The sequence below is a fragment of the Microbacterium sp. bgisy203 genome, from assembly GCF_965345155.1.
GTDB lineage: Bacteria > Actinomycetota > Actinomycetes > Actinomycetales > Microbacteriaceae > Microbacterium.
Window position 1 is genome coordinate 160,155 of the sequence record NZ_CBDRLZ010000003.1, and the last position, 14,828, is coordinate 174,982.

Here is a 14,828-nt window from a genome sequence, read left to right on the forward strand (position 1 = left end):
TCTCAGGTGTCTGTCGGGTCTGGGCCGCATCCGGGTTCCAGCTTCTAGGATGGAGCCATGCCCCACACCCTCCCCACGATCGCGATCCTCGGTGCCGGCTCGATGGGGGGCGCGATCCTGAGGGGCCTCGTCCGCTCCGGTCTCGCCCCCGAGGTGACCGTCACGAACCGCACCGCCGCGAAGGCCGCCGTGCTCGCCGACCTCGCGGGTGTGACGAGCCTCGCGCTCGAAGAGGATGCCGACGCGAACCTCACCGCCGCGGCTTCAGCCGACATCGTCCTGATCGGCGTGAAGCCCGTCATGGTGCCCGACCTGCTGCGCGAGATCGCGCCCGTGCTGCGGCCCGGCGCGATCGTCGTGAGCCTCGCGGCGGGGGTCACGATCGAGACCTTCGAGTCGATCGTCGGCGAGGGCGTCCCGGTCGTTCGCGCCATGCCCAACACCCCTGCCGTGGTCGGCAAGGCGGTGACCGGGATCGCGGGCGGATCCGCGGCATCCGCCGACCACCTCGCGCGCGTGCGCGACCTGTTCGAGACGTGCGGCGTGGTCATCGAGGTGCCCGAAGACCAGATCGACGCGCTGTCGACGATCTCGGGCTCGGGCCCGGCGTACGTGTACCTCCTGATCGAGGACCTCACCGAGGCCGCACGCGGCAAGGGATTCTCCGACGCCGACGCGCGCCTCATGGCCGAGCAGACCTTCATCGGCGCGGCAGCCCTGCTCGACGCGACGGGAGAGGACCCGGCCGAGCTGCGTCGCCAGGTGACGAGCCCGAAGGGCACGACCGAGCGCGCGCTCGCGGTGCTGCAGGGCGCGAACCTCGCCGGGATCTTCTCCGAGGCGACGGATGCCGCGCTGGCCCGGGCCCGCGAACTCGCCTCCGGCGCCTGACTCGCCTCCGGCGCCTGACGCCCGCGAGGCGCGATGGTACGGCCGCGCTCAGCGGTCGAGCGAGGCGAAGCGCTCGATGTCGGAGTTCGTCCCCGACACGATGATGAGGTCGTGGTTCGTGACGATGGTGTCGGCCTCGGCGTAGCGGAACGGCTTGCCCGGGCTCTTCACGCCGACGACGGTCACGTTGTACTTGGTGCGCACGCCAGACTCCGAGAGCTTGATGCCGCGAATGAACTTCGGCGGATACATCTTGGCGAGCACGAAGTCGTCGTCGAACCGGATGAAGTCGAGCATGCGGCCCGACACGAGGTGCGCGACGCGCTCGCCGGCTTCGCGCTCGGGGTAGATGACATGGTTCGCGCCGACCCGGGCGAGGATCTTGCCGTGCGACTGCGAGACGGCCTTCGCCCAGATCTGCGGCACCTTCAGGTCGACGAGGTTCGCCGTGATGAGGACGGATGCCTCGATCGACGACCCGACCGCGACGACCGCGACCTGGAAGTCCTGCGCCCCGATCTGCTTGAGCGCCTCGATGTTCTTCGCGTCGGCCTGCACCGTGTGGGTGACGCGCTCGGACCACTTCTGCACGAGGTCAAGGCTCTCGTCGATCGCGAGCACCTCCCGGTCGAGCCGGTCGAGCTCGCCGGCGCACGCGGCACCGAACCGGCCGAGGCCGATGACGAGGACGGGAGCGTCGCTCCTGAGTTGTTCAACCACGGCGCTGCTCAACCAACGATGGGCCTCTCGACGGGCAGCGCATAGTGCTGCGAACGGTTCGTCGCGGCCACGGCCGCGGCGAGAGTCACTGTACCAACGCGCCCCATGAACATGGTCAGGGCGAGGACGTACACGGCAGGGTCGGGGAGCGTCGCGGTGAGCCCGGTCGACAGGCCGACGGTCGCGAACCCGGAGATCACGTCGAAGAGCACCTCTTCGATCGGTGCCTGCGTGATCTGTCCGATCGTGACGGTGGAGATGGCGACGATCGTCGACCCCCACGCGACGACCGAGAGGGCCACGCGCTGTACATCGCTCGGGATGCGGCGCCCGAACGCCTGCACGGCGGGGCGGCCCTTCGCCTCCGACCAGACGGCGAGAGCGAGGACGGCGAGCGTCGTCACCTTGATTCCGCCGGCGGTGGATGCCGAGCCGCCGCCGACGAACATCAGCATCGACCCCACGACGAGCGACGACCCGTTGAGGTCGCCGATGTCGATGAGCGAGAAGCCGCCGGATCGGGTCATGGCGGACAGGAAGAACGCTTGGAACGTGCTGTTCCAGGCATCCATGCTCCCGAACGTGCGCGGATTGGCGTACTCGAGGAGCAGGAAGACGGCCGCGCCGACGAAGAAGAGGATGACGGTCGTGATGAGCGTGAGCTTCGTGTGCAGCGACCAGCGGCGTACGTGCAGGTGGTGGCGCCACAGCGTGAAGATGACCGGGAATCCGATCGATCCGAGGAAGACGCCGACCATGAGCATCGTGAGGAAGAAGTAGTCGCCGGCGAACGGCGTGAGTCCGCCGGCGTTGGGGGTGAAGCCCGTGTTCGTGAAGGCCATTGCGGAGTAGAACGGCGCCTCCCAGAGAGCCGTCACCGGGTGAACGCCGTTGATGAGCAGCGACGGGTAGATGAGGATCGCGAGAACGGCCTCGATCACGAGAGTCGAGAGGGCGACGGTCGACAGCAGCTGTCCGACCTCGCCGAGCCGCACCGTCTGGCCTTCGTTGACCGGGCCGCGGTGGGCGCGCATCGGGTTGGTGTCTCCCGCCGCCAAGAGCTTGGCTCGCAGGCCCAGGCGCTTCGAGATGACCAGACCCAGGATGGATGCCAGGGTGAGCACACCCATCGCGCCCACGTTCACGCCGATGTAGACGAGCACGTGCCCGAACGCCGACCAGTGCGTGGCCATGTCGACGGTCGACAGGCCCGTGACGCAGATCGTCGAGACGGCGGTGAACAGGGCGTCGGCGAAGGGGGTGCGCTCGCCGGTCGCGGAGGCCGCCGGAAGCGAGAACAGGGCGGTGAACACGAGGATGAGCGCCGAGAAGATCAGCACCGCGAAGCGGGAGGGTGAGGACATCGCGAACTCTCGGGCTCCGTGCCCCACCGCGGTGCCCGCATCGGCGAGGCGCCGGCGTACGCGGACGGCGACGGAATCGTCCGTCATGGCCGCCTCCTCGCCTGGTTCCGGTCCCGCTCGGTCGTTGTCATGGTACTCGGGGCGCGCCGCGGGCTAACCTACCTTCATGGCGGACATCTTCGACGTGATCGCCGACGGTACCCGTCGGGACATCCTGCAGCTGCTGCGCGAGCGCGGAGCGGCCGGCGAGCACGGCACGAGCGTCTCGAACATCGTCGCCGACCTCGGTGTCAGCCAGCCCACCGTCTCCAAGCACCTCAAGGTGCTGCGCGAGGCCGAACTCGTCTCGGTGCGCGAGGAAGGGCAACACCGCTACTACAGCCTGTCGGTCGGGCCCCTCGACGAGGTGGACGACTGGCTCGTGCCGTTCTTCGACGATGGAATCGCGGCTGCGGATGCCGCCGCCACCGTGTCGACCCTGCCCGACTCGGCCGCGGCCGCCGCCGATCTGGTCGGGCGCGCTGCGGCATCCACGAAGCATGCGTTCGACAGCATGTTCAAGAGGATCCCCGGACGCTGACGCACACCCTCGGCATGTGATCGTGCCGGGCCCGCGCGGTCACAGCATTCACAGAGGTTTACACGTGTCCCAGCCACCGTCTACGCTGGTCGCGGGGGATTTTCGGCAGTCATCGGCCCTCCGCCGATGCTGGGGGGAGTGGAATCATGGCTGAGTTGTCCGACGTGCGTTTCTTGACGGTCGCCGAGGTGGCCGAGCTCATGCGCGTCTCGAAGATGACCGTGTACCGCCTCGTGCACTCCGGCGAGCTTCCCGCCGTGCGCTTCGGGCGCAGCTACCGCGTGCCCGAAGAGGCGGTCACCGAGGCTCTGCAACGCCCCATCGCCGACGTCGGCTAGACTGTTCCGAGGGCATTTTCGTGGTGCCCGTTCCCGGACGCGAAAGATCCGCGTCCAGACCCCTGACATAGTGAGGTTTTCCGTGGGTTCTGTCATCAAGAAGCGCCGCAAGCGCATGGCGAAGAAGAAGCACCGCAAGCTGCTTCGCAAGACTCGCCACCAGCGTCGCAACAAGAAGTAAGCGGCGAACGACACCGAGCGCCTGTCCCGAGCGGACGGGCGCTTCGTGTCTGCGGCGCGTCCGACGCGTCGTGATCGAGAAACCCGATCTGCGAGAGGAACGTCCATGAAGACGATCACCGTCACCGAGCTCGCGTCTCGCGAGAACACGCCCCTCATCGACGTGCGTGAGACCGACGAGTTCGCAGCCGGTCACGTGCCCGGCGCGATCAACGTGCCGCTGTCGACGCTCGGCGAGAACCTCGACAAGCTGCCGTCCGAGGCCTTCGACGTCATCTGCCAGGCGGGCGGCCGCTCGGCTCGCGCCGTCGAGGCGCTCGAGGCCCGCGGCTACGACGCGACCAACGTCGAAGGCGGCACGGGCGAGTGGATCGCCTCGGGTCGCCCGGTCGAGTGACCACTCTCACCCTCATCTCCAAGCCCGACTGCCACCTGTGCGAGGTCGCGCGTGAGATCGTCGACACCGTCGTCGCGGAGATCGATGACGAGGGAGAGGTCGAAGTCGAGGAGCTCTCGATCCTCGACGATCCGGCGCTCTACGCCACGTGGTGGGAGAAGATCCCGGTCGTGCTCATCGATGGCCGTCTGCACGCGCATTGGCGCGTGGATGCCGCCCGGCTGCGGACCGCGCTGACCGCGGCATCCGAACCTACCGAAACGGAGAACCGATGACTCTGCGTCACGTCGTTGCCTTCCGGATGGCGGCCGAGGATGCCGATACCCGTGCCGCCCACGCCGCCGATGCCGCAGCACGACTGAACGCGCTTCTGGGCGTGGTGCCGAGCCTGCGCGCCATGAGCGCGGGGGCGAACACGCTTTTCCCCGGCGACAACTGGGATCTCGTGCTCGTCGCCGATTTCGACGACGCCGAAGGACTCGCCGCCTACGCCGTGCACCCCGTGCACGAGGAGGTCGCCGCGTTCATCGGTTCGGTCCGGGCCGACCGCGTCGCCGTCGACTTCGGGGTCTGAGCGTCAGAGCTCGACGACGGGCGCGTCGGGCGCGTTCTTGCGCACCGATTCAATGCCGTTCTTCGCGGCATCCTTCGAGTTGTAGCCTTCGCTCGAGGCGATGACCTGTCCGTTCGACGCCTCCAGGTTGAAGCGCCAGTGACCACCCTTGTCGGTGTAGAGCTCGAACTTCCCGGCCATCGCCGTCCCCTTCGATCACGGTGTGCGGCCACGGTGCGCGCACGCTCTCACGCTAGCGCCGTCGCGGGTGGGGAGGGAAGGCGGCGTGAGGGCGGTCAGGCGCGCAGGCGCTCGCGCAGCGCGAGGAGCTCCGCCTCGCTCAGGCCGCCGACGCGGAGGTAGGCGGCGGAGCCGTCGTAAGTCGTGTCGATCCAGCCGAGGGTCTTCTCCATCGCCTCGGCGGGGCTCCCGGTGACGAGGGTCTGGAGCTCCGGGGTGAGCGGGATGCCGAAGGACGAGATCATCTGGAGCATTCCGTCGGCCCACTCGCCGGCAAGGTTCGCCTGAGACGCGGAATAGTCCTCGACGACCGCCGCGCGTTCGGCGCCGACGGCGTCGAGCAGCAGCGCCGTCGCGACGCCGGTGCGGTCCTTGCCCGCCGTGCAGTGCACGAGGACCGCCGTCGGCGCGTCGTCGGCCGATCGGGAGACGAAGCGAGCGACCTCGGCGAAGGCTGCGCCGCCGTGCTGCAGCATGCCGATGTAGAGGGCGTCGAGGGTCGGCAGACTCGCGGCGATCTCGTCGGCGTCGTCCGCGGTGAGCGGCGCGCCGGATGCCAGGATGCGCTGCGCCATCTCGGCCATCGCGCCCTCGAGGATGGAGAGCTCGACGACTTCGACGGGACGGTCGTCGGGGAGGCGATCGGGGGCGGAATGGCGCTCTTGAGGGGTCCGGAAGTCGACGACCACCCCGATCGGGCTCGCGGAGAACTGATCGACGCCCGTCGGCGTGAGCGCGCTGAGAGCGTCGGAGCGGTAGAGCACGCCCTCACGGGTGGCGCCGCCCCCGATGAGCGCGGTGCCGCCCGTGTCGCGGAAGTTGTGCAGGCCGTCGAAGCTCTCGGTCATGCCCTCAGCATAGGGAGTGGCCCACGAGAGGGCGGTGTCCTACGGGGCGAGGCGGGTGGGCCCGCGGAAGAGGAACGTGACCTCGCGGATCGAGTCCTGCCCGAGCATCAGCATGAGCACGCGCGCGAGGCCCATGCCGAAGCCTCCGTGCGGGGGGATGCCGTAGCGGAAGAAGTCGAGGTAGTGCTCCAGACCCTCGAGCGAGAGCCCCTTCTCGAGCGCCTGCGCCTCGAGCACGTCGACGCGATGCTCGCGCTGCGCGCCCGTCGTGATCTCCGTGCCCTGGAACAGCAGGTCGTAGCTGCACGTGAGACCGGTCTCGGCGTTGCGCATGTGGTAGAACGGGCGGATCTCGGGGTGGTAGTCGGTGATGAACACGAACTGGTGGCCGTACGTCTCGCGGACGTGCGCCGAGATCTGACGCTCTCCCTCGGGGTCGAGGTCTCCGTCGGTCCGAGGGATGTCGTAGCCGCGCGCCGCGACGATTTCGCGTGCCTCGGCGAGGGGAATGCGCGGGAAGGGGATCGTCGGCACGACGACGTCGATGTCGAACAGTTCCTTGATCTCGTCGCCGTGCTTCTCCTTCACCGCCGTGAAGGCCGCGACGAGGAGCTCCTCCTGCATCTGCGCGACATCCTCGTACGAGTCGATCCAAGAGATCTCGGCGTCGATCGAGGTGAATTCGGTCGCGTGGCGGCTCGTGAAGCTCGGGTCGGCGCGGAACACGTCGCCGATCTCGAACACCTTGCCGAAGCCGGCGGCCTGCGCCATCTGCTTGTAGTGCTGGGGGCTCTGCGCGAGGTACGCGGTCTGGTCGCCGAAGTACTCGAGCGCGAAGAGCTCGGCGTTGCCCTCGGCGGGGGTGGACATGAGCTTGGGGGAGTGCAACTCGACATAGTCGCGCTCGACCCAGTACGAGCGCATGGCGTGCTCGAGCGTCGTCTGAATGCGGAAGATGAGGGCGTTGCGCCGCTGGCGGAGGTCGATGTAGCGCCAGTCCATGCGCTTGTCGAGCCCGCTGTCGGCGGCGATCGGAGTCTCGGGGAGGGCGGCGGCCGCGACCTCGAGGCTCCCGATCTTGATCTCGACGCCGCCGAGCTTGACGCGCTCGTCGTGCGCGAGGGCGCCCTCCACCGTGAGGAAGGTTCCCGTGGACAGCTCGGAGATGAGGGCCGTCAGCGCGAGAGCGTCGGCATCCTGCTCCGGAGCGCCGTCGGAGCCCGCCGCCGGGTCGGGCCGGGTCGCAGCGTTCACGAGCTGCACGGCGCCGGTCTCATCGCGCAGGATGACGAACTGCACCTTCTTCTGATCGCGGACGGTCTCGACCCACCCGGACACCCGGACGGGGCCGTCTTCGCGGGCCTGCAGCTGGTCGACGAGGGTGCGTTCACTCACGAGGAGCCAGTCTACGTGGGTGGCCGGCGCGGGGCGTCCGTTCAGGTTCCCGTAACGTCACGCCCCTACCCTCGAGAGCATGACGACTCCCGACGGATCCTGGCTGACCGCGCTCGTCGACGGAGTCGTCGGCCTCATGTCGCTCATCGGGGCGCCCGGCGCCGGCCTCGCGATCGCGCTCGAGAACCTGTTCCCGCCGCTGCCGAGCGAGGTCATCCTGCCGATGGCGGGCCTGGCCGCAGCCCGCGGCTCGTTCACCCTGTTCGAGGCCCTCTTCTGGACCACCGCCGGTTCTGTCGTCGGCGCCTTCGCCCTCTACGGACTGGGCGCGGCGCTCGGCATCACGCGCCTGCGTGCCCTCGTGAAGCGCACGCCGCTCCTCCACGTCGAAGACGTCGACCGCACCGTCGCCTGGTTCCAGCGGCACGGCGGCAAGGCCGTCTTCTTCGGGCGGATGCTGCCCATCTTCCGGAGCCTCATCTCGATCCCTGCCGGCGTGACCCGGATGCCGCTCTGGCGCTTCGGCCTCCTCACCCTTGCGGGGTCCCTCATCTGGAACTCGGTGTTCGTCCTCTCGGGCTACTTCCTCGGGGAGCAGTGGCACATCGTCGAGGAGTACGCCGGCATCCTGCAGTACATCGTCATCGCCGCCGCCGCGGCCGCGCTCGTCTGGTTCACCGTGACGCGGGTGCGTCAGCTGCGCGGCGGGCGCGCGGCGCGGTCGGCGCAGAACCCCGCGACCGACTGACGCGGCGCCAGAACACGACCTTCGTCGCCTCGGTCGCGAGGCAGTACAGGACGGCGATCGCGACGATCAGCACGATCAGCTCCGTCGACAGCGGCACGAGGTGCACGAGCGCGCCGATCGGCGTGAGCACGAGGACGAACGTCACCGCGATCACCGCCGCGCTCAGCCACTCCAGCACGCCCGCGGGGCGGCTCCGCCACGCAGGTCCTCGGGTGCGCAGCACGAACAGCACGAGAACCTCGGTGAGGATCGAGCCCAAGAACCACGCCGTCTGGAACTCGTGCTCGCCCGCGCCGAACCCGAACCTCAGTACCGCGAAGGTGAGGAGGTCGAACGCCGAGCTCACGAGACCGAACACGATCATGTAGTCGCGGATGAGACGCATGTCCCACTGCTGTGGCCGCGCGATCTGGTCGGGGTCGACCCGGTCGGCGGCGATCGCGGTAGCGGGCAGGTCGGTGAGCAGGTTGATCAGGAGGATCTGGCTCGCGAGCAGCGGCAGGAAGGGGAGCGTCACCGATGCGATCGCCATCGAGATCATGTTCCCGAAGTTCGCGCTCGTCGTCATGAAGATGTACTTCATCGTGTTCGCGAACGTGCGCCGGCCCTGGCGCATGCCGTCGAGGAGCGCCCCGAGATCGTTCTCGAGCATGACGAGGGATGCCGCATCCGCCGCGACGTCGGCCGCGCCGCGCACCGAGATCCCGACGTCCGCCGCGCGCAGCGCCGGAGCGTCATTGATGCCGTCGCCGACGTATCCGACGGTCGCCCCCGATGCCGAGATCGCCCGCACGATCCGCTCTTTGTGACGGGGGCTCGTCTCGCAGAACACCTCCGCGTCCGCGGCGGCGCGACCGAGCGCGGCGTCGTCGAGCGCGTCGATCTGCGCGCCGGTGAGCATGCCGGCGGTGTCGAGCCCGAGGAGCGCGGCGGTGTGCACGGCGGCGGGCCGCGCGTCGCCCGTGATCATCCGGACGCTGACGCCCGCCGCAGCGAAGTCCGCGATGGTGGATGCCGCATCCGCCTTCACCGGGTCAGCGAACACCAGGAGTCCCTCGAGGGTCTCATCCTGCTCGTCGGCGACGCCGACGGCATCCTCGCCCCGCGCATCGCGCTCGGCGGGCATGTCGCGCGTCGCGAGCGCGAGCACCCGCATGCCCTGCGCGCTCTGCGCATCGACGACGCTCTCGACTTCGGCGCGCACGTCGCTGATCGGCGCGACGGTGCCGTCGGGTCGGCGTGCGTGCGTGCACACCGCGAGCACCGGGTCGACGGCGCCCTTCGTGATGAGGGTGGCGCGGCGCGCACCCGCATCGCCGGGTTCGTCGACGAGCACCGACAGGCATTTGCGATCGAAGTCGTACGGCACCTCGTCGACGAGCCTCGCGCCGCCGAGGTCGAGGCCGGCGACGGCCTGTGCGATCGCCGTGTCGAGCGGGTTCCGCAGCCCCTGCTGCAGGGTCGCGTTGAGACCCGCGGGGCGCAGGAGCGCGGCATCCGGCGTGCCGTCGATCGCGAGCGCCGCGTGCAGCCGGATCGACCCCTGCGTCATCGTTCCGGTCTTGTCGGTGCACAGCACTGACATGGCGCCGAAGTCCTCGATCGCGTTCAGGCGCTTCACGATGACGCGGTGCTTCGCGATCTCGCGGGCGCCGCGCGAGAGCGAGATGCCCACGATCGCGGGCAGCAGCTGAGGGGTCAGACCGACGGCGAGCGACAGCGAGAAGAGGGCCGAGTCGATGAAGGGACGTTGCAGCACGAGGTTCAGGACGAAGATGACGACGACGAGGACGACCATGACCCGAGCAAGGAGCAGCCCGAACCGGGTCATTCCCCGTTCGAATCCTGTGGGTCGCGGCTTCTCGTGCAGGGCCATCGCGACGTCGCCGAACTGCGTGTCACGCCCCGTCTTCACCACGAGCGCCGTGCCGCTGCCGCTCGCGACGTGCGTTCCGAGATAGACGACGTTGTCGCGGTCGGCCAGGGGCGCGTCGGGCGCGCTCGTGCCGGCTGACTTCGCCGCGGGGAACGTCTCGCCGGTGAGGCTCGACTGGTCGAGCTCGAGGTCGTGCGTTTCGAGCACGACGGCATCGGCGGGCACGACGTCGCCGCCGGAGAGCCCGATGACGTCGCCCGGCACGACCTCGTCGAACGGCACCTCGACGACCGCTCCGTCGCGCCGCACCGACGCGGTCAGCCGCACGGTGGCGAGGAGCTTCTCCATCGCGCCCGACGCGCCTCGCTCCTGCGCGAAGTCGAGCATGCCCGACAGCAGCACGATGACGAGGATGATGACGGCATCCGTCACGTCGCCGAGGACGCCGGAGATCACGGTCGCGGCGATGAGGATCAGGATGATCGGACTCGTGAACTGCCGTGCGAGCAGGCGCGCGGCGCTCGCGCGGCGGCGGCTCTCGAGCGCCCGGGCGCGCGTCGCGGGGAGCGCGGCGGCCGCGGCGTCGGAACTCAGGCCCGCGGCGGTCGACCCCAGATCGCGGGCCAGATCGTCGGCGGGGACCGCCCAGTACCGCTCGGGCACGCTGCTCACGTCGCCATTATGCGCTCGCGGCGACGCCGGCGGGCGTCGCCGCTCGGCGCTCTCCCAGCCCGCCCATAGTTCCGGCGCCCGTAGACTGGGCGGGTGCCCGCCGATCGCCTTCATCTCGTGCGCCATGGGGAGGTCTACAACCCCCAGCGTGTGCTGTACGGGCGACTCCCGGGCTATCGGCTGAGCGACGACGGGCGACGCATGGCCCGCGCGGCCGCCGAGTACGTGCACGGCCTCGGCCGACCGGTCGGTGCGCTGTACGCCTCGCCGCTCCAGCGCGCCCGGGAATCGGCCGAGCCGTTCACCGAGATCTTCGGCCTCGACCCGGTGATCGACGAGCGCATCGTCGAGCCGACGAACGTCTTCGAGGGCACCCGCATGCGCCGCGCGCTCGCGAATCCGCTCAACTGGCGGCACCTGCGTGCCCCGGCGCGACCCAGCTGGGGTGAGCCGTACACCGACGTCGTCGCCCGCATGGATGCCGCGATGCGCGAGGCCTGGGACGAAGCCGACGGCGGCGATGTCGTCATGGTCAGCCACCAGCTCCCCATCTGGATCACCCACCTCTCCGTCGCGGGCGAGAAGCTGAAGCACGACCCGCGCGCGCGTCGGTGCGCGCTGTCGAGTGTCACGAGCTTCGAGCGCGACGGCGACGCATGGCGCGAGGTCGCCTACGCCGAGCCCGCCGCGACGGCGGATGCCGTGGACGTGGGGGCAGTCTGATGCGCAAGATCCTGGCATCCGTGGGCGTGGCCGTGCTCGCCCTCTCGCTCGCCGCGTGCACGGGCGCGAACGACGACCTCGTCAAGCAGTACGAGCAGGGCGACGGTCAGGGCTTCATCTCCGGCGACGGCCGGGTGCAGGAGATCCCCGAGGGCGAGCGCACCGACGCGGTCGCCTTCACGGGCACCGCGATCGACGGCTCCACGATCTCGAGCGACGACTACGCCGGCGAGGTGCTGGTGCTGAACTTCTGGTACGCCGCGTGCGGGCCGTGCCGCGCCGAGGCGTCGACGCTCGAGGGCGCGCACCAGGCGACCGCCCCGGCCGGCGCGAACTTCCTCGGCGTCAACATCTACGACAGCCCCGAGCAGGCGACCGCGTTCGAGCAGACGTACGGCATCACGTATCCGTCGCTGCTCGCGCGCAAGGACGCCGACCTCAAGCTCGCCTTCGCCGACTGGACGAGCGTCCAGGCGACCCCGACGACCCTCGTCCTCGACCGTGAGGGCCGCGTCGCCGCGCGCTTCATCGGTCAGGTGCAGAGCGGCTCGATTCTCGAGACGATCGTGAACGACGTGCTCGACGAGAGCTCGTGAGGAACGCGCGGTGAACCCGGGATCGATCGTCTTCGACGGGGCGCTGTGGCTCGCGGTCCCCGTCGCGATGCTCGCCGGACTCATCTCGTTCCTCTCGCCGTGCGTCCTGCCGCTCGTGCCCGGCTACCTCGGATTTCTGGGGGGCGCATCGGCGCGCGAGACCCGCAGATCGCCCCGGGCCGCGCAGGCATCCCCGGACTCTGCGCGGAGCACGGTGCAGACGGCGGAGAACCCCGCCCCGCCGCGCGCGCGGCTCCTGCTCGGCGTCGTCCTGTTCATCGCCGGGTTCACGCTCGTGTTCGTCTCGATCGGGGTCCTCGCGGGCACGGTCGGCCGCTTCTTCATCGAGTACCAGGACATCCTGACGCGCATCCTCGGCGTCGTCGTGATCGCTATGGGCCTCGTCTTCCTCGGGGTGTTCGGGTTCGCGCAGCGCACCGTCAAGCCCGAGGTGCGCAGCGGCCTGGGGCTCGTCGGCGCGCCGCTGCTCGGCATCGCCATGGGCATCGGGTGGGCGCCGTGCATCGGCCCGACCTACGCGACGATCCTCTCGCTCTCGATCACCGGGGCCGACCCCGGCCGCGCGGTGCTCCTCGCCGTCGCGTACTCGCTCGGTCTCGGCATCCCGTTCATCCTGCTCGCGGTCGGGTTCGGCTGGGCGACACGGTCGGTCGCCTTCCTCCGCCGGCATATCCGCACGGTGAACCTCATCGGCGGGGTGCTCCTCGTCATCCTCGGACTCCTCATGGTGACGGGCGTCTGGACCGAGATCATGGCTCAGCTCCAGGGGGTGGTCGGCGGTGTCGAACTCCCGCTCTGATCTGACGGACGGCGACGTGACGGATGCCGCCGACGCCGGCGCGTCTGCGGCATCCGACCCGCTGCGCCCTGCCGATCACGCCGACGGGCCGGCATCCGCCACCCAGGGGCGGGGTGACGGCGGCGACATCACGCAGCCGAAGCTCGGGCTCGTCGGGTGGCTCCGCTGGGGCTGGCGGCAGCTCACGAGCATGCGCACGGCGCTCGTGCTGCTCCTCCTGCTCGCGATCGCCGCGATCCCCGGGTCGATCGTGCCGCAGCGCACCGCCGACCCGAACGGCGTCATCGCGTTCCAGCGCGAGAATCCCGGGCTCTACGACGTCTACGACAAGCTGCAGCTGTTCGACGTCTACTCGTCGGTGTGGTTCTCGGCGATCTACATCCTGCTGTTCATCTCGCTCATCGGCTGCGTCATCCCGCGCACGAAGCACCACTGGAAGGCCCTGCGCGCCCGGCCGCCCCGCACGCCCGCACGCCTGTCCCGCCTCGACGACCACGCCGAGGCGCTGCGCGTGCTGCCCGAAGGGGCGGATGCCGATGCGGAGGCATCCCACGCCGTCGACGTCGCCCAAGCGCAGCTGAAGAAGGCCGGCTACCGCGTCGAGCGCTACGACCGTGCCGGATCGGGCACGCGCCCCGGCGTCGCGTCGGTGTCGGCCGAGCGCGGCTACGCCCGCGAGACCGGCAACCTCGTCTTCCACGCGGCTCTCGTGGGCGTTCTCCTCTCCGCGGGCATCGGTGGGGGGCTCACGTACACGGGCCAGACCGTCCTCGTCGAGGGCGACAGCTTCGTGAACTCGCTCGGCATCGGCGGCTACACGACCTTCAATCCGGGGCGCTTCGTCGACACCGAGAACCTCGCCCCGTACTCGATGACCCTCGACCGCTTCGACCTGACCTACGTCCCGGTCGGCCAGCCCGGCCAGGGGATGGCGGGCGACTTCGTCGCGCACGTCACGACGCAGCGGCCGGGCGAGGAGCCCGAGCAGCAGGAGGTGCGCGTCAACCACCCGCTCGACATGGCCGGCGACCGCATCTACCTGATGGGCAACGGCTACGCCCCGACCATCACGGTGCGAAACGCTGCCGGCGACATCGTCTTCCGCGACGACGTGGAGTTCCTGCCGCAAGACAACAACATGACCTCGCTCGGCGTCGTCAAGGTCGCCGACGGCATCACCGAGCAGGACGGTGCGCGTGAGCAGATGGGGCTCGTCGGCTTCTTCTACCCGCTCGCCGCGCGCAAGGAATCGGGGGCGCTGACCTCCATCTACCCGGCGTTGGTGAACCCCGTCCTCACGCTCGACGTGTACACCGGCGATCTCGGCATCGACGACGGCACCCCCCGGAACGTCTACGAGCTCGACACCGACGGGATGACGCAGCTCACCGGCCGCTCCATCGACGTCGCGTCGCTCGAGCTGACTCCCGGCCAGACCGTCGACCTGCCCGACGGGCTCGGAACCGTGACCTTCGAGGACAACCAGGCGAACGGCGGCGCCGAGTCCGTCAAGCGGTACGTCTCGCTGTCGGTGCATCGCGACGTCGGGGCGCCGTGGGTGCTCGCGTTCGCCGTCATCGGTCTCGCGGGGCTTCTCGCGGCACTGTTCATCCCGCGCCGGCGGCTCTGGGTGAAGGCGACGCCGACGGCCGACGGCGGGCTCGCGATCGAGTACGCGGGCCTCGCGCGCGGTGAAGACCCGGCGATCGCCGTCGCGGTCGCGCAGGCGGCGCGCGAGCACGGCGCGGCCCTCGACGCCGAAGGGCGTTCCGAGGCATCCGTCGTCGCCGCGTCGGTGAGCGTGGCTGCAGCCTCCTCGCCCTCGCCCTCGCGCGCCCCTTCCTCGCGCGCCCCTTCCTCGCGTTCCGAGACCACCCCCTGATTCCC

18 protein-coding genes are annotated in these 14,828 nt (G+C 69.8%); 12 read left to right on the forward strand and 6 right to left on the reverse strand.

The genetic code is table 11. From position 1 onward, the window contains the following. Window positions 1-57 precede the first annotated feature (57 nt). The gene (gene proC, locus ACRVYW_RS06585; RefSeq protein ID WP_431802896.1) at window positions 58-891 is read left to right on the forward strand and encodes a pyrroline-5-carboxylate reductase; all 834 of its coding nucleotides are present in this window, start codon (window positions 58-60) and stop codon (window positions 889-891) included. A 48-nt stretch (window positions 892-939) separates the two neighbouring features. Here the strand turns inward: proC and ACRVYW_RS06590 are convergent, their stop codons facing one another. Together ACRVYW_RS06590 and ACRVYW_RS06595 are read right to left on the reverse strand one after the other, a co-directional pair. Then, window positions 940-1,611: a potassium channel family protein gene (locus ACRVYW_RS06590; RefSeq protein ID WP_431802898.1), complete on the reverse strand. Its 672-nt coding sequence runs from the start codon at window positions 1,609-1,611 to the stop codon at window positions 940-942. An 8-nt stretch (window positions 1,612-1,619) separates the two neighbouring features. Continuing rightward, complete coding sequence (locus ACRVYW_RS06595; RefSeq protein WP_431802900.1) at window positions 1,620-3,062, reverse strand: TrkH family potassium uptake protein; 1,443 nt, start codon at window positions 3,060-3,062, stop codon at window positions 1,620-1,622. A gap of 79 nt (window positions 3,063-3,141) precedes the next feature. Between ACRVYW_RS06595 and ACRVYW_RS06600 the strand changes: the two genes are divergently transcribed. From ACRVYW_RS06600 to ACRVYW_RS06625, 6 genes are all read left to right on the forward strand, one after another. Then, window positions 3,142-3,555, forward strand: coding sequence for an ArsR/SmtB family transcription factor (locus tag ACRVYW_RS06600; protein ID WP_431802902.1), 414 nt, complete (start codon window positions 3,142-3,144; stop codon window positions 3,553-3,555). A gap of 146 nt (window positions 3,556-3,701) precedes the next feature. Next, window positions 3,702-3,893 carry a helix-turn-helix domain-containing protein gene (locus ACRVYW_RS06605; protein WP_431802904.1) on the forward strand — a complete coding sequence of 64 codons (192 nt, stop codon included), beginning with the start codon at window positions 3,702-3,704 and terminating at the stop codon, window positions 3,891-3,893. 82 nt (window positions 3,894-3,975) lie between these two features. Beyond that, window positions 3,976-4,074, forward strand: coding sequence for a 30S ribosomal protein bS22 (locus tag ACRVYW_RS06610; protein WP_003792170.1), 99 nt, complete (start codon window positions 3,976-3,978; stop codon window positions 4,072-4,074). Window positions 4,075-4,179: 105 nt separating this feature from the next. Next, the gene (locus ACRVYW_RS06615; protein ID WP_431802906.1) at window positions 4,180-4,470 is read left to right on the forward strand and encodes a rhodanese-like domain-containing protein; all 291 of its coding nucleotides are present in this window, start codon (window positions 4,180-4,182) and stop codon (window positions 4,468-4,470) included. Further along, entirely contained in the window at window positions 4,467-4,745 is a 279-nt protein-coding gene (locus tag ACRVYW_RS06620) for a glutaredoxin family protein (protein WP_431802908.1), read from the forward strand. Before ACRVYW_RS06615 ends, ACRVYW_RS06620 begins: the two co-directional genes overlap by 4 nt. Continuing rightward, on the forward strand, window positions 4,742-5,044 hold the full coding sequence (locus ACRVYW_RS06625) for a Dabb family protein (protein ID WP_431802910.1): 303 nt from the start codon (window positions 4,742-4,744) through the stop codon (window positions 5,042-5,044). The genes ACRVYW_RS06620 and ACRVYW_RS06625 overlap by 4 nt, the downstream gene beginning before the upstream one ends. A gap of 3 nt (window positions 5,045-5,047) precedes the next feature. Here ACRVYW_RS06625 and ACRVYW_RS06630 read toward each other — a convergent pair whose 3' ends face one another. The 3 genes from ACRVYW_RS06630 to aspS form a co-directional block, all read right to left on the reverse strand. Next, complete coding sequence (locus ACRVYW_RS06630) at window positions 5,048-5,224, reverse strand: YegP family protein (protein WP_431802911.1); 177 nt, start codon at window positions 5,222-5,224, stop codon at window positions 5,048-5,050. A 95-nt stretch (window positions 5,225-5,319) separates the two neighbouring features. After that, window positions 5,320-6,111 (reverse strand): tyrosine-protein phosphatase, encoded by a 792-nt coding sequence (locus tag ACRVYW_RS06635; protein ID WP_431802913.1) that lies wholly within the window; start codon window positions 6,109-6,111, stop codon window positions 5,320-5,322. Between the two features lie 39 nt (window positions 6,112-6,150). Continuing rightward, window positions 6,151-7,506 (reverse strand): aspartate--tRNA(Asn) ligase, encoded by a 1,356-nt coding sequence (gene aspS, locus ACRVYW_RS06640; RefSeq protein ID WP_431802915.1) that lies wholly within the window; start codon window positions 7,504-7,506, stop codon window positions 6,151-6,153. A gap of 79 nt (window positions 7,507-7,585) precedes the next feature. On the opposite strand from aspS, the gene ACRVYW_RS06645 reads away from it, so the two are divergent. Further along, a complete protein-coding gene (locus ACRVYW_RS06645; RefSeq protein WP_431802917.1) occupies window positions 7,586-8,254 on the forward strand; it encodes a DedA family protein in 669 nt (222 codons plus the stop codon). Here ACRVYW_RS06645 and mgtA read toward each other — a convergent pair. Further along, window positions 8,181-10,802: a magnesium-translocating P-type ATPase gene (gene mgtA / locus ACRVYW_RS06650; RefSeq protein ID WP_431802919.1), complete on the reverse strand. Its 2,622-nt coding sequence runs from the start codon at window positions 10,800-10,802 to the stop codon at window positions 8,181-8,183. The genes ACRVYW_RS06645 and mgtA overlap by 74 nt on opposite strands. Before the next feature lie 93 nt (window positions 10,803-10,895). Between mgtA and ACRVYW_RS06655 the strand changes: the two genes are divergently transcribed. The 4 genes from ACRVYW_RS06655 (at window position 10,896) to resB (ending at window position 14,823) form a co-directional block, all read left to right on the forward strand. Further along, window positions 10,896-11,525, forward strand: a complete 630-nt coding sequence (locus tag ACRVYW_RS06655; protein WP_431802921.1) for a histidine phosphatase family protein — start codon at window positions 10,896-10,898, stop codon at window positions 11,523-11,525. Further along, on the forward strand, window positions 11,522-12,121 hold the full coding sequence (locus ACRVYW_RS06660) for a TlpA family protein disulfide reductase (protein WP_431803325.1): 600 nt from the start codon (window positions 11,522-11,524) through the stop codon (window positions 12,119-12,121). The genes ACRVYW_RS06655 and ACRVYW_RS06660 overlap by 4 nt, the downstream gene beginning before the upstream one ends. A 67-nt stretch (window positions 12,122-12,188) precedes the next feature. Then, the gene (locus ACRVYW_RS06665) at window positions 12,189-12,941 is read left to right on the forward strand and encodes a cytochrome c biogenesis CcdA family protein (RefSeq protein ID WP_431803327.1); all 753 of its coding nucleotides are present in this window, start codon (window positions 12,189-12,191) and stop codon (window positions 12,939-12,941) included. Further along, on the forward strand, window positions 12,922-14,823 hold the full coding sequence (gene resB / locus ACRVYW_RS06670; protein ID WP_431802923.1) for a cytochrome c biogenesis protein ResB: 1,902 nt from the start codon (window positions 12,922-12,924) through the stop codon (window positions 14,821-14,823). The genes ACRVYW_RS06665 and resB overlap by 20 nt, the downstream gene beginning before the upstream one ends. The last annotated feature ends 5 nt before the right edge of the window (window positions 14,824-14,828 follow it).